This is a genomic window from Acidisphaera sp. L21, assembly GCF_009765685.1.
GTDB lineage: Bacteria > Pseudomonadota > Alphaproteobacteria > Acetobacterales > Acetobacteraceae > LMUY01.
The window spans coordinates 1-13,141 of the sequence record NZ_LMUY01000054.1; the positions used below are offsets into that span (position 1 = coordinate 1).

The 13,141-nt window shown below is 65.9% G+C and carries 13 protein-coding genes; 6 read left to right on the plus strand and 7 right to left on the minus strand.

Going from position 1 to position 13,141, the window contains the following annotated elements; genetic code table 11:
• The 3 genes from GSQ76_RS11485 to GSQ76_RS32335 form a co-directional block, all read right to left on the minus strand.
• The coding region (locus tag GSQ76_RS11485; RefSeq protein ID WP_174247329.1) for a potassium-transporting ATPase subunit KdpA at positions 1-572 on the minus strand (572 nt) is incomplete at its 3' end.
• A 12-nt stretch (positions 573-584) separates the two neighbouring features.
• On the minus strand, positions 585-674 hold the full coding sequence (locus GSQ76_RS11490; protein WP_158744055.1) for a K(+)-transporting ATPase subunit F: 90 nt from the start codon (positions 672-674) through the stop codon (positions 585-587).
• Positions 675-684: 10 nt separating this feature from the next.
• Positions 685-819, minus strand: a complete 135-nt coding sequence (locus GSQ76_RS32335) for a hypothetical protein (protein ID WP_256366978.1) — start codon at positions 817-819, stop codon at positions 685-687.
• Positions 820-1,142: 323 nt separating this feature from the next.
• Between GSQ76_RS32335 and GSQ76_RS11495 the strand changes: the two genes are divergently transcribed.
• From GSQ76_RS11495 to katG, 4 genes are all read left to right on the plus strand, one after another.
• Positions 1,143-1,655, plus strand: coding sequence for a hypothetical protein (locus tag GSQ76_RS11495; protein WP_158744056.1), 513 nt, complete (start codon positions 1,143-1,145; stop codon positions 1,653-1,655).
• Entirely contained in the window at positions 1,652-2,620 is a 969-nt protein-coding gene (dapA, locus tag GSQ76_RS11500) for a 4-hydroxy-tetrahydrodipicolinate synthase (RefSeq protein ID WP_158744057.1), read from the plus strand. Before GSQ76_RS11495 ends, dapA begins: the two co-directional genes overlap by 4 nt.
• Complete coding sequence (locus GSQ76_RS11505; RefSeq protein WP_158744058.1) at positions 2,621-2,923, plus strand: hypothetical protein; 303 nt, start codon at positions 2,621-2,623, stop codon at positions 2,921-2,923.
• Between the two features lie 128 nt (positions 2,924-3,051).
• Positions 3,052-5,262, plus strand: coding sequence for a catalase/peroxidase HPI (gene katG / locus GSQ76_RS11510; RefSeq protein WP_158744059.1), 2,211 nt, complete (start codon positions 3,052-3,054; stop codon positions 5,260-5,262).
• A 111-nt stretch (positions 5,263-5,373) separates the two neighbouring features.
• On the opposite strand, the gene GSQ76_RS11515 is transcribed toward katG, so the two are convergent.
• A complete protein-coding gene (locus tag GSQ76_RS11515) occupies positions 5,374-6,135 on the minus strand; it encodes an SDR family oxidoreductase (protein WP_158744060.1) in 762 nt (253 codons plus the stop codon).
• Between the two features lie 28 nt (positions 6,136-6,163).
• Positions 6,164-7,021, minus strand: a complete 858-nt coding sequence (locus GSQ76_RS11520; protein ID WP_158744061.1) for an oxaloacetate decarboxylase — start codon at positions 7,019-7,021, stop codon at positions 6,164-6,166.
• A gap of 234 nt (positions 7,022-7,255) precedes the next feature.
• On the opposite strand from GSQ76_RS11520, the gene tkt reads away from it, so the two are divergent.
• Both tkt and GSQ76_RS11530 read left to right on the plus strand, forming a co-directional pair.
• The gene (gene tkt / locus GSQ76_RS11525; RefSeq protein ID WP_216851005.1) at positions 7,256-9,304 is read left to right on the plus strand and encodes a transketolase; all 2,049 of its coding nucleotides are present in this window, start codon (positions 7,256-7,258) and stop codon (positions 9,302-9,304) included.
• Positions 9,305-9,385: 81 nt separating this feature from the next.
• Positions 9,386-10,711, plus strand: a complete 1,326-nt coding sequence (locus tag GSQ76_RS11530; RefSeq protein WP_158744062.1) for an NAD(P)/FAD-dependent oxidoreductase — start codon at positions 9,386-9,388, stop codon at positions 10,709-10,711.
• Here GSQ76_RS11530 and GSQ76_RS11535 read toward each other — a convergent pair.
• Entirely contained in the window at positions 10,665-12,206 is a 1,542-nt protein-coding gene (locus GSQ76_RS11535) for a GMC family oxidoreductase (protein ID WP_254070365.1), read from the minus strand. The two genes, GSQ76_RS11530 and GSQ76_RS11535, sit on opposite strands and share 47 nt — an antisense overlap.
• Positions 12,203-13,141 (minus strand): alpha/beta hydrolase (locus GSQ76_RS11540; RefSeq protein WP_174247330.1); only part of this gene is annotated, 939 nt, incomplete at its 5' end. The genes GSQ76_RS11535 and GSQ76_RS11540, both read right to left, overlap by 4 nt.

Here is a 13,141-nt window from a genome sequence, read left to right on the forward strand (position 1 = left end):
AGGCCGATCACGATGGATACCGGCAGCAACACGTAAAGCGTGCAGCGCGTCATATCGACCCAGAAATTGCCGATGGTCGAGGCCGAACGCCGGGCGAAACCACGGATCAGCGCGACGGCCAGCGCAATGCCCGTGGCGGCGGAAACGAAGTTATGCACCGTCAGCCCGCACATCTGCACCAGGTAGCTCATCGTGCTTTCGGGCACGTAGGACTGCCAGTTTGTATTGGTGACGAAGCTCGTCGACGTGTTGAACGCCAGGTCGGGACTCACGGCCGTTTGCCCCTGAGGGTTGAACGGCAGCACGCCCTGCAGACGCTGCAGCGCGTAGAGCAAGACGAACCCGGCGATGCTGAAGAACAGCATGGCGACGGCATAGGTCACCCAATGCTGCTCCTCGTCCTCGCGAACGCCGCATAGCTTGTAGAGCCCGACCTCGATCGGCCGCAGCACGGGGCGCAACAGCGTGCGTTCCCCGTTGAAAACGCGTGTCATGTAGCCGCCCAGCGGTTTGACCAGCAGGGCGAGCAGCACGCAGAAGAGTGCGATCTGCACCCATCCATTGAATGTCATGGTGGCCGCTCCTCAGAACCGCTCGGGGCGGATCAGCGCGTAAGCGAGATAGACGAGCAGCCCGAGAGTGACCGCCCCGCCGAGTATGTAATCGAAGACCATGATCAGCCCCTTACAGACGGTCGCACGCGATCGAGTAGACGACGGTGACGGCGAAAAACACGCAGCCTCCAACCAGGTAGACGATATCCAGCATGGCAAACTCCATTGCGCGGCAAGCTGGGATGACACTGGGTTGGAAGCGCATATAAATGCGATGGCCCTTGGAAGGGCGGGGTATATAAATCCCATATAAACCCGGCGATTCCAGCGGCCTAGAAATCAAGCACAGCGCCGGTTGCGACCGTATCCAATACGACGTAGCTCCGACCTAATTAGGTCATGTCTTACGGACAGACCGATGTTTATATGTGATTTATATGACCGACCTCGCGAAACGCCATGGGAATACTATCTCGCGAGCGTCCGAGGACCATGGAAAACCTACGGCCAGCGATGCCATGTTGGCAGCGTCGAACATTTCGGTATCAACCGGGATCGTCGCATTCAGGAAGGTGCAGGACTTTGTCCATGCTTCAATCTGTTTCCACCTCGCAGTGTCTCAATCCGCCAGTCTCCGCCAGCACTGCCGAGGCTATGTCAGGCGACCCACTCTTACGCTTCGCCGGACCGGTCGCCGGGTCGCACGCCTTGGTCATCGCCCCCAACGGGCTAGATCTCATGTGCAGCCTGCTGCGGCAGGGTTGCGTTGCGGTCACGGCATTGCGGCCGTCGGAGCGATCGGACCACGAGACGTATGATCTGGTGCTCGCCCCAAGGATCGCCTCGTCGGCACAGATCGGCCGGCTCATCTACCAGGCCAAGCGCGCGCTGGTGCCGACCGGCCGCTTCCTTGCCTTCGTGCCCACCGGGCCAGCCGAACCGGACCAGGATGTCGCGGGACTGCTGGTGCGTTCGGTGCGCATGGGCGGCTTCGTCGCCGTCCAGACCAGGACGGTGAAGGACGGCCTGATGCTGCGCGCCGACCTGCCGATGCATGGGCTGTCGAATGCCATGCCGGTTCTCCTGCGGAGGCAAGCATGAACGGCTGCCCGGCACAGGCTCGCGGCAGCCTGCTGTCCGGCGGCTCGTTCACGGCGCTGCCCACGCCGTTCCATGCCGGCAATATCGACCAGGACAGCCTTGCCCGCCTTTGCGAGCGGCAGATCGACCGCGGCACGGCCGCACTGGTCGTATGCGGCAGCACCGGCGAGGCGGCGTCCCTGCGGCCGGAGGAGCACCGGCTGGCGATCCGCGTCGTGGTCGAAGCCGCGGCGGGGCGCGTGCCGGTGATGGCCGGGTGCGGCGCGCTATCCACCGACACGGCAGCCGAACTCGCGATTGCGGCGGTCCACAGCGGAGCGACCGCCCTGCTCTGCGCGCCAGTGCCCTACGTCAAGCCGACTCAGGAGGGTATTATTGCTCATATGAGGACGATCCAAGGCGTCGCCCAACTGCCGGTGATGATCTACGACGTGCCCGGCCGGACCGGCGTTACCATCGCGAACGACACGCTGGGCCGCCTGTACGAGCACGGGACTATCTTCGGGCTCAAGGACGCCACGGCCGATTTGGCCCGCCCGCCGCGCCTGCGGGCATTGTGCGGGGGACGCTTCCTGCAGATGTCGGGCGACGATGGCACCGCCGCCGCCTACCGCGCCGCCGGCGGCCATGGATGCATCTCCGTCACCGCCAACGTCGCACCCGCGGTCTGCAGCCTACTGCATCGGTCGTGGGACGATGGCAACCTGGCCGCGTTCGCCGACGCCCGCGATCAACTCGCGGCACTCAGCGACCTGTTGTTCGTCGAAAGCAACCCAATCCCGCTGAAGGCCGCGCTGTCCATCATGGGCCTGATCGAGGCCGAATTGCGCCTCCCACTCACCGCACCCAGCCGCGACACGATCGAACGATTGGTCGAACCGCTATCGGCGATCCTGGCCACGGAGGAGGCGCTTGTCACCGAAGGGGCATTGGCGGCCCGCATGCGCTACAGACTGGCAAGCTGAGTGGCATCGCTGTCCACCCTGCTCCCGGACGCACAATCACGCTCCATCGTCCGGGAGTTTCTCATCCAAACCGCCATCGGGTCGGCGCTAATGCTGGCGCTGTTCGCCTTCGAGGCACAGACCTTGCCGGAGTTGGGCCAGGCAGCCGTCCGCGTGTTCAGTTTCTACAGCATCATCGACTGCGTGCGCGCCTCCCTGCGGCGGGAGCCGGTTTGGGCCGCCAGCTTAAATCGCTGGGACCAGGCAGCAGCGTATGCGTTTTGCGCCATGGTCCTGAACGTGCTGCTAGATTTGGCATCCTAGGCGGTCCGTCGCGGCGCCGCCGTCCGGCAAAAGCGCCGGTTTCTCGCGTTTGACGCTTGACTGGCTGCCCAGCGGACGCAAATTCCACCTCAGGTTCCTCGCAGGGACCAGGAGGAAGGAAAACGAATATGGACGCAAAGGTGGACGATACCGGCCTCGGCCAGTGCCCCGTGGCGCATGGCGCGGGCGCATCGAAGGGCCCGAGCCGTCGTGGCAACCGGGATTGGTGGCCCCAGAGCCTCCGGCTCGATGGCCTGAACCAGCACTCCCCCCGCTCCAACCCCATGGGAACGGCGTTCAACTATGCCGAGGAGTTCAAGACCCTCGACCTGAACGCGGTCATCGCCGACCTCCACGCCCTGATGACGGACTCGCAGGATTGGTGGCCGGCCGATTTCGGGCATTACGGTGGCCTGTTCATCCGCCTGGCCTGGCACAGCGCCGGCACCTACCGGACTTCCGATGGTCGCGGCGGCGCAGGCGGCGGCCAGCAGCGCTTCGCCCCGCTGAATAGCTGGCCCGACAACGCCAATCTGGACAAGGCGCGCCGGCTGCTCTGGCCGATCAAACAGAAATATGGCCGCAAGATCTCCTGGGCCGACCTCTACGTCCTCGTCGGCAACGTCGCCCTGGAATCCATGGGCTTCCAGACGTTCGGCTTCGCCGGCGGCCGCCCCGATACCTGGGAGCCGGAGGAACTGTATTGGGGGCCCGAGGGCTCCTGGCTGGGCGATGAGCGCTACAGCGGCGAACGCCAGCTTCACCCGGCGCTTGGCGCGGTCCAGATGGGGCTGATCTACGTCAACCCCGAAGGCCCGAATGGCAACCCCGACCCGCTCGGCTCCGCCCGCGACATCCGGTCCACCTTCGCCCGCATGGCGATGAATGACGAGGAGACCGTGGCGCTGATCGCCGGCGGCCACACCTTCGGCAAGACCCACGGCGCGGGCGACCCCTCCTTCGTCGGACCCGAGCCGGAGGGTGGGGCGATCGAGGACATGGGCATGGGCTGGCGCAGCAAGCACGGCACCGGCTTCGGTGCGGACGCCATCACCGGCGGCCCGGAAGTCATCTGGAGCCAGACGCCCACGAAGTGGAGCAACCGCTATTTCGAAAACCTGTACAAATTCGAGTGGGAGCTGACCCGTAGCCCGGCGGGGGCGCAACAATGGGTGGCCAAGGACGCGCCGGAGGACATTCCCGACCCGTTCGACCCCAGCAAGAAGCGTCGCCCGACGATGCTCACCTCGGATCTGGCGCTGCGGATGGACCCGGAATACGACAAGGTTTCGCGGCGGTTCTTCGAACGTCCGGACCAATTCGCCGACGCCTTCGCCCGGGCCTGGTTCAAGCTGACGCATCGCGACATGGGTCCGACCGGCCGTTACCTCGGGCCGCTGGTGCCGAAGGAGACGCTGATCTGGCAGGACCCGATCCCGGCCGTGGATCATCCGCTGATCGACGCGGCCGATATCGCGTCGCTGACGGCCAAGGTGCTCGGCTCCGGCCTCACCGTGGCGCAACTGGTCTCCACCGCCTGGGCCTCCGCCGCGACGTATCGCGGGTCGGACAAGCGCGGCGGTGCCAACGGGGCGCGCATCCGCCTGGCCCCGCAGAAGGATTGGGCGGTGAACAACCCGCCGGAACTGGCGACGGTGCTGGGCAAGCTCGAAGCCATCCAGACGGCGTTCAACGCCTCGGCGCCCGGCGGCAAGAAAGTGTCGCTGGCCGATTTGATCGTGCTCGCCGGCACCGCCGCCGTGGAGAAGGCAGCCAAGGATGCCGGCACCGAGGTGAAGGTCGGCTTCACGCCGGGTCGCATGGATGCCTCGCCGGAGCAGACCGACGCAGAGTCCTTCGACGCGCTGGAGCCGATGTCCGACGGTTTCCGCAACTACCGCGAGGGCCTGCAATTCATGGCGCCAGAGGAGGCGTTGGTGGACCGGGCCCAGCTAATGCGGTTGAGCGGGCCGGAAATGGCGGTGCTGGTGGGCGGGTTACGGGTGCTAGGCGCCAATGCCAAGGGTTCCACCAACGGCGTCTTCACCAAACAGCTCGGGACGTTGACCAACGACTTCTTCGTCAACCTGCTCGACATGAATACCGAGTGGCATGCTGCCGAGGGGGACAATCTGTTCCAGGGCCACGACCGCAAGACCAAGCAGCCGACTTGGACGGCCACCCGCGTCGATCTGATTTTCGGCTCACACTCGGAATTGCGGGCCCTGGCGGAGGTCTACGCCACCGCCGACGCGAAGGAGAAGTTCGTAAAGGACTTCGCCAAAGCGTGGACCAAGGTCATGGAGGCCGATCGTCTGGACCTGCACGAACTGACGTAAGCAACTCGGGGCGGCGGTCTGAAACCGCCGCCCCGAGCCCACGCTGGGCTGCGGTCACCACGTGATAAGATTGCTTCCCGCGAACCGCGCACACGCCGAGGCTGGCTTTGGTTAGACGACGCTGGTCATGCCGCCATCCACGTATAGGATCTGGCCGTTGACGAAGGTGGACGCGTCGGACGCCAGGAAGATAGCCGCCCCCGCCAGTTCCTCGACCTTGCCCCAGCGCCCAGCGGGCGTGCGCTTGCACAACCAATCCGAAAATTCGGCATTGTCCACCAGGGCCTTGGTCAACTCCGTCGCAAAATAGCCCGGGCCCAGGCCGTTGATCTGCAACCCGTGCTTCGCCCAATCCGCACACATGCCCTTGGTCAGCATCTTCACCGCGCCCTTGCTGGCGGCGTAGGGCGCGATGGACGGGCGCCCCAGTTCACTCTGCACCGAACAGACGTTGATGATCTTGCCGCGCCCCCGTGGGATCATGCACCGCGCCACCGCCTGGCCGACGTAGAATACGCTGTCGAGGTTGCTGCGCATCACCTCCTGCCACGTCTCGGCCGCGAAATCCTCCAGCGGCGCCCGGCGCTGAATGCCGGCATTGTTCACCAAAATGTCGATTGGCCCATGATCGCGCTCGATCCGCGTCACGGCGTGAAGCACGGCGTGCTGGTCGGTTACGTCGAAGGCGGCGGTTTCGGCCTGAATGCCTTCCCGTGCCAGCGTCGCCGCAGCGTGCGCCAGCTTGCCGGCATCGCGTCCATTCAGCACCACGATGGCCCCGGCCCGGCCCAACGCCCGCGCCAGTGCGAAGCCGATTCCTTGGCCCGACCCAGTCAGCAGCGCACGCCGACCGGCCAGACTGAACAATTGCATGACGCGTTCCTCTCGCTGGGCGGCGCGGCTACAGGGTGAACGGCTTCGCTGCCGCCTCATAATCGGCATAGCCGAGCGTGGTGCGGAAATCCGCCTGGCTCAGCGCGCCCTCCGCCTCCGATTTACCCGCCGCCAGCGCAGCCAACGCCGACTTTATCGCGGCCGCCACCGGCGACAGCATGCCGGTCGGGAAGGTGCCGATCTTGAGCCCCAGTTCCGCGGCCCGCGCCTGGGTCGGTGTTTCCCGCTTGCCGCCGGGCGATAACACGGCGAAGGACGGGCGGCCTTGCGCCGCCGCCACGGCCCGGCGCACTTCGGCTTCGTCCGCCGGCGAATCGAGGAACAGGATGTCGGCACCTTCGGCCACATACATCTCGATCCGGGCCACCGCCTCCTCGATGCCCAAGGTCGGGCGGCAATCGGTGCGGGCCATGACCAGGATGCCGGAATCCTTGGCCGCCTGCACGGCAGCGCGGATCTTCATCTGGGCCTCTTCCCGCGTCAGGCAGGGCTTGCCATCCGCCGTCAGCGCCCGGGGTGTCACCTTGTCCTCGATCAGAACCGCAGCCGCCCCGGCGCGACCGTAGCCGCGCACGGTGCGCTGCACGTTCATCGCGTTGCCGTAGCCATGGTCGCCATCCGCCAGCACCAATGCGTCCGGCGCCGCGCCGCGGACCATTTCCAGCGAATTCAGCATTTCCGCCGCCGAAATCAGGTCCAGATCCGGCCCGCCGAGCCGGGCAGCCGCGACGCAGGATCCGGACAGGAACGCCGTCTTGAAGCCAGCCTGGGCGGCGAGCTTGGCGCTCAGCCCATCCCACACTGCGGGCATCGCAATGAAACCAGGCTCGGCCAGCAGGGCGCGAAGGCGATCGGGTGGCGACATGGCATGTTCCTTTGTTCGAATGAAATGCTTGGACCAGACAACGGCGTAGACCCGTCCTAGCGCCGCCAGCAACCCCCGCAAGCGCGCCCCATCGCTACCAGCCCGCCGCCGATGGCCGACGCTAAGCACGACCACGTGAGGTCCCCGAATAGGGCTGGCCCCCGGTTTCGGTATTCCGGGAGCCATGGCATACCGCTCTAGCCCGATTTTTCGCGCAAGCAGGAACCTCGAATCATGGCTGACGCTACGCCTCCCGCGGTCATCAAGACCGTTCCCAAGCCCCGCGACCAGCACCTTCGGGATATGGCGGACTGCATCCGCTTCCTGTCGATGGACGCCGTGCAGCAGGCCAAGAGCGGGCATCCCGGCGCCCCCATGGGCATGGCCGATATCGCGACCGTGCTGTTCAAGGATTTCATGCAGTTCGACGCCGCCGACCCGCATTGGTTCGACCGCGACCGGTTCCTGCTGTCGAACGGCCATGGCTCGATGCTGCTGTACAGCCTGCTCTACCTGACGGGCGTCAAAGATATGACGCTGGATGAACTGAAGCGCTTCCGCCAGATCGACAGCAAGACGGCCGGCCACCCCGAATACAAGCACGCCGACGGCATCGAGACGACGACCGGCCCACTCGGCCAGGGCATCGCCAACTCCGTCGGCTTCGCCCTCGCCGAACGCATCCTGAACGCCAAGTTCGGCGACGACCTGTGCAAGCACTGGACCTATGTCTTCATGGGCGATGGCTGCCTGATGGAGGGTATCAGCCAGGAAGCGATCTCTATGGCGGGGCACTACAAGCTCGGCCACCTCATCGCCTTCTGGGACAACAACTCGATCTCGATCGACGGTGCGACCAGCCTGTCCGTGTCCGACAACGAGGTCGAGCGGTTTCGCGCCTCCGGCTGGCACGTTCAGGAGATCGACGGCCACGACACCGACGCGATCCGCGACGCCATCACCGCCGCCCGCGCCGTGACCGACCGGCCATCCATGATCGCCTGCAAGACTGTCATCGGCTTCGGCTTCCCCACCAAGGCCGGCACCCAGAAGGCCCATAGCGACGCCCCCGGCGAAGACGAGATCGCCGGCGCCCGCAAGATCCTCGGCTGGGACTCACCGCCCTTCGTCATCCCGGAGCACTTGCTGGCCGAGTGGCGCGCCATCGGCGCCAAAGGCCGCGAGGCCCGCACGGCCTGGGCCGACCGCGTCAAGGCCGCACCATCCGAGCTACGGTCCGAGTTCGAGCGTCGCAATGACGGTGAGCTGCCGCCTAATTGGAAGCAGGCAATCGCCGCCGCCCGTGCCGAGTTCATCGCCAGCGGCAAGGAACTGGCGACCCGGCAGGCCAGCGGCGCCGTGCTCGATCACCTCGCCGCCGTCCTGCCGGAGCTGCTCGGCGGCTCCGCCGACCTGACGCCCTCGAACAACACCAAGGCCAAGGGCATGGTCGAGATCAAGCCCGGCGACTACAGCGGCAGCTACATGCATTACGGCGTGCGCGAGCACGGCATGGCAGCGGCCATGAACGGCATCGCGTTGCATGGCGGGCTGATCCCCTACGGCGGCACCTTCATGTGCTTCTCGGATTACTGCCGTCCATCCATCCGGCTCGCAGCGCTGATGCAGATCCGCACGATCTTCGTTATGACGCATGATTCGATCGGCCTCGGCGAGGACGGCCCAACCCATCAACCGGTCGAACAACTCGCCGCCCTCCGGGCCATCCCGCACCTCGCCGTCTATCGCCCCGGCGATCCGGTGGAGACCGCCGAGTGTTGGGAGTTAATCCTGGATACGCCGCGCCAGGCCGCCCTCATCGCCCTGTCCCGCCAGCCCATGCCGCTGCTTCGCCGCGAACCCGGCAGCGAGAATAAATCCGCCAAGGGCGGCTACGTTCTGCTGGAAGCCGAGGGCGGTGAGCGCAAGCTCACCATCCTCAGCACCGGGTCCGAACTGCACCTCGCGGTCGAGGCGCGGGAGATGCTGCAGAAGGAGGGTATTCCGACCGCGGTCGTCTCCATGCCATGCCGCATGCTGTTCGAGGATCAGGACCCCGCCTACAAGAAGACCGTGCTCGGCAAGACCCGCGCGCGCGTCGCCGTGGAAGCCGCGGTCGAGTTGGGCTGGGAACGCTATATTGGCCTCGAGGGCCGTTTCGTCGGCATGCACGGCTTCGGCGCGTCCGGTAAAATCGCCGACGTCTACAAGAAGTTCGACATCAACGCGGAAGCTGTTGTCCGCGCCGCCCACGAGACATTGGCCGAGGTCGCCGCGCTCTAGCGCCGATACATGGCAAGACGCTGAAACGCCATCTGCGGCCTGCATTGGGAACATTGCACCCGCGACTGGCGTTCTAGCGCCATGCAAACAGAGCCTCCGCCGAACCACCTTCGCGTCGTCATCATCGGCGCCGGGTTCGGAGGCCTGTATGCGGCGAAACGCCTGGCAAACGCCGCCGGAATCGATGTCACGCTCATCGACCGATCCAATCACCATCTGTTCCAGCCCCTGCTGTATCAGGTTGCGACCGCTGCCCTGTCGCCAGCCGACATCGCAACACCCATCCGCTCCGTCTTCTCGAAATACCCCAACATCCGCGTGGTCATGGGGGAGGCAACCGCCGTCGACCCGGCCGCCCGAACCGTCACCGTGCGGGACACCGGGGACTTTCCCTACGACATGCTGGTGCTGGCAACCGGTGCTGCGACGTCGTGGTTCGGACATGCGGATTGGGCGGGTGCCAGCCTCGGTCTCAAAAGCCTGGGCGACGCCGAGGCAATCCGCAGCCGTCTGCTGGGCGCGTTCGAATGGGCGGAAAGCCGAACCGATCCCGACGAAATCGCCCGCCTACTCACCTTCGTCGTCGTCGGCGCCGGGCCCACGGGCGTCGAACTTGCGGGCTCGATCGCCGAATTGGCACGCTCCACGCTCGCCCGCGACTATCGCCACATCTCCCCCGCCAAGGCCCGTGTCGTACTCTGCGATGCCGGCGACCGGGTGCTATCGTCATTTCCCAACCGCCTATCCGCCTACGCCGCGGCCCGCCTGAAGCGGCTTGGCGTCGAGCTAAAATTGAATGCGGCTGTGGAGCTGGTGGATGCGGACGGCATCGTCGCCGCCGGCCAGCGCATCCGTTCGGCCACCATACTCTGGGCTGCTGGCGTCGCCGCCAACCCGGCGGCTGGGTGGCTGGGGATCACGCCAGCCAAGCACGGCACGCTCGCCGTCGAGGAAAATCTGTCCGTGGCGGGCCACCCCGACATCTTCGCCATCGGCGACGTCATGACGCGGCCTGGGCCCGACGGTAAGCCGCTGCCGGGTCTGGCGACGGTGGCCAAGCAGCAGGGTCGCTATGTCGGCGACCTCATTGCCAAACGCGCCGCAACGCAACCGGCGCCGGGCCCGTTCCGCTATCGCGACCTCGGCTCACTCGCCATCGTCGGGCGCTCTGCCGCGGTAGCCGATTTCGGTTGGCTCCGGTTGACCGGCGTCTTGGCGTGGCTCACCTGGGGCGGCGTGCATCTGCTGCTGCTGATGGGTATGCGCAACCGTGCCGTCGTCTACGTCACCTGGATCTGGTCCTGGCTCACCTGGGGCCGCGGCGCCCGGCTCATCACCGACACCAATGGGGACTTAAGCGTCAACCGGCCAGAAACGCCGCCGCCGTACGAAGGCTCAACGCCATAATCGTGAGCGCTGGATTAGCCGCCAGCGAACTCGGAAACACCGAGTTATCGCAGATCCACAAATTCGGCACGTCGTGGCTTCGCCCAACCCCGTTCACGACTGAATTCGCCGGGTCGGTGCCCATGCGGCACGTCCCGATCGTATGAGCCGACCGCCGCAGCGACCATATGTCACGCGCACCCGCCGCCTCCCAGATGGACGTCATCTGCTGCGTCGCATGCGCCTCGATGGCCAATTCGTTTGGTCCGTAGGTGAAGTGGATGCGTGCTTTGGGAATTCCGAACTCGTCGATTTCGTCCGCTAGTTCCAGGTAATTGCCGGGCTGCGGCAGGCACTCGCCATTGATCCCGATTCCTGCCCCGTGGTTGTAGCCCCGGATGGCGTCGACCAGCCCCTGCCCCCACCGCCCACGACCCCGTGCCACGCCAGTCGCCCATGTGACGGGAACGACGCCGAGACTCTGGACGAGATATCCGGCTGCAAAATCCACCCCCGCAGCCCGCACGAAATCCTCGGTGATAAGGGACGAAGGATAGCCCTTATGACAGCGCATCTCTGCGTCGAATGTGCCCCAGACCTGGGTTGCGACATGCGCCATGTAGTTGCGCCCGACTTGCCCGCTGCCATTCGCCAAATTCCAATGCAGCAACAACCGTGGCGTTTCTATCGCACCGGCACATAGGAACACGGCCCGACAAGCCTGTCGCTCGTCGCGGCCATCGCGACGGTACACCACGGCCGTGATGTTGCCCGCGCTATCCCGTTCGATGTCATGGACGAAGCAATCCGGCCGGATTTCCGCACCAGCGAGCACGGCTTGCGGCAGGTAGGTGACATCCATGGTCGACTTGGCGCCCACCCGACAGCCCTGGTGGCAATAGCCGCAATTCACACAAGCCTGCCGTATGTCTCCGCCGGGCTGCGTCATCGGCCGGGATGACACGGCGGCCGGCGCGTCGGTGTATCGAATACCAAGCGCCGCGCAACCATGCGCCATCGCCTGTGCCGGCGCATTGCGGGCAACCGGCGGCATGCCGTAGCCCCGGGACGGAGCCCACGGATACGATTGCGGGCCGGACACGCCGATGAACGGCTCGACCTCATCGTAATAGCGGCCTAGCTCCGCCGCCTCGACAGGCCAGTCTTCGCCGACGCCCAACTCACTCCGCAACCGCAGATCCCGTGGGTCGGCACGCGGCACGAAGGCGCCCCAATGCAAGGTGGACCCACCAACGCCGATGCCGCTCGTATTGGGCCCGAACGCCTCGGGGGTGTCACCCGCGCTCAGGCGCTCGCCCATCCAGTAGATACCGGTCCCAATCTCGTCGGCCGGGAAATCCTCCGGATCCCAGTTCCGCCCCGCCTCCAACGCCACGACGCTGAGGCCAGCGCTGGCCAAACGGGCCAATAGCGGAGCGCCGCCCGCACCGGTGCCGATCACCACGGCATCGACGATATCGCGGGGATTGTGCCGCCGCATGTGATCCAGTTTCAACGGCCAGCCCTCGCTGCAATCGCGTCCGTCAGATCAGGCACAGGCTCCCAGGCTTCGCGCTCACCCGGACCGATGTCGTGGAACCCGGCTTTGAACTCGCTATCGCCGCCATACCCGATGCCGCTATAGCCCATCTCCGCCAGCGTGGCCGGGTGCGACACGTAAAGGCGCACCGCGTCACCGCGGACGTCCTCGAACCATTGTTTCATCTGCGCCGGGTTCAACAGCCCAGCACCTTGCACTGCCAAGGCGCCGTCCGCGGTATGGCGCAACAGCGTGTCCTGCTGGCCGGGTGTCAGATCCGCGAAACCCTGCCCGGCGGCAGCATCCAGCGTCCGCAGCCCTGCACGATAGGCTTCGGCATCTGGCGGCAGGCCCGCAAACCGCCATCCGTCACCCGCCCCATCGGCCAACTCGGTATCCAGCCGTGCCGCCAGGTCGATCCCCGGCGCCACCTGCGGCAGCACACGATCCAGCAGTGCACGCAGGCTCGGCAACTGCCCCTCGGACACTGCCCGAGCCTGATAGGCCGGATCATCCGGCACCAGCCGACAGAGCAACAGCGCCCGCGTGTTACGGCTGACCCGGTCCGACGCAATCAGGACGCGATACGCAGACCGGGTTGCGCGAACATGCCCGGCGATGAGCCCAGCCACCGCATCGGGGCATTCCAACGGCAGCAAATGTCCGGCGCCCGGCAACGTCACCAGCCGCGCATCCTCCAAATGACTCTGCCAGGTGACGCGCTGCGCGTCCGGGCCAAGATCGGGATCATCCTCCCCAGCCACGATCAGCGTCGGCACTCGCAGCATCCCAACCGCGCCCGACCAATCCTCGACACTGCCAGCCCGCAACCAGGCCCGCCAAGCATCAGGGTTGGCACGCACGACGTCGGCCACGGCCGAGGCATAGAGACCGTCCGGCAGCGTGTTCGT

What these genes read in the sequence shown, in the direction of transcription:
- GSQ76_RS11490 (WP_158744055.1), bottom strand. Translation starts at nt 674, where the DNA reads ATGGTCTTCGATTACATACTCGGCGGGGCGGTCACTCTCGGGCTGCTC.
- GSQ76_RS32335 (WP_256366978.1), bottom strand. Translation starts at nt 819, where the DNA reads ATGCGCTTCCAACCCAGTGTCATCCCAGCTTGCCGCGCAATGGAGTTT.
- GSQ76_RS11495 (WP_158744056.1), top strand. Translation starts at nt 1,143, where the DNA reads ATGCTTCAATCTGTTTCCACCTCGCAGTGTCTCAATCCGCCAGTCTCC.
- dapA (WP_158744057.1), top strand. Translation starts at nt 1,652, where the DNA reads ATGAACGGCTGCCCGGCACAGGCTCGCGGCAGCCTGCTGTCCGGCGGC.
- katG (WP_158744059.1), top strand. Translation starts at nt 3,052, where the DNA reads ATGGACGCAAAGGTGGACGATACCGGCCTCGGCCAGTGCCCCGTGGCG.
- GSQ76_RS11515 (WP_158744060.1), bottom strand. Translation starts at nt 6,135, where the DNA reads ATGCAATTGTTCAGTCTGGCCGGTCGGCGTGCGCTGCTGACTGGGTCG.
- GSQ76_RS11520 (WP_158744061.1), bottom strand. Translation starts at nt 7,021, where the DNA reads ATGTCGCCACCCGATCGCCTTCGCGCCCTGCTGGCCGAGCCTGGTTTC.
- tkt (WP_216851005.1), top strand. Translation starts at nt 7,256, where the DNA reads ATGGCTGACGCTACGCCTCCCGCGGTCATCAAGACCGTTCCCAAGCCC.
- GSQ76_RS11530 (WP_158744062.1), top strand. Translation starts at nt 9,386, where the DNA reads ATGCAAACAGAGCCTCCGCCGAACCACCTTCGCGTCGTCATCATCGGC.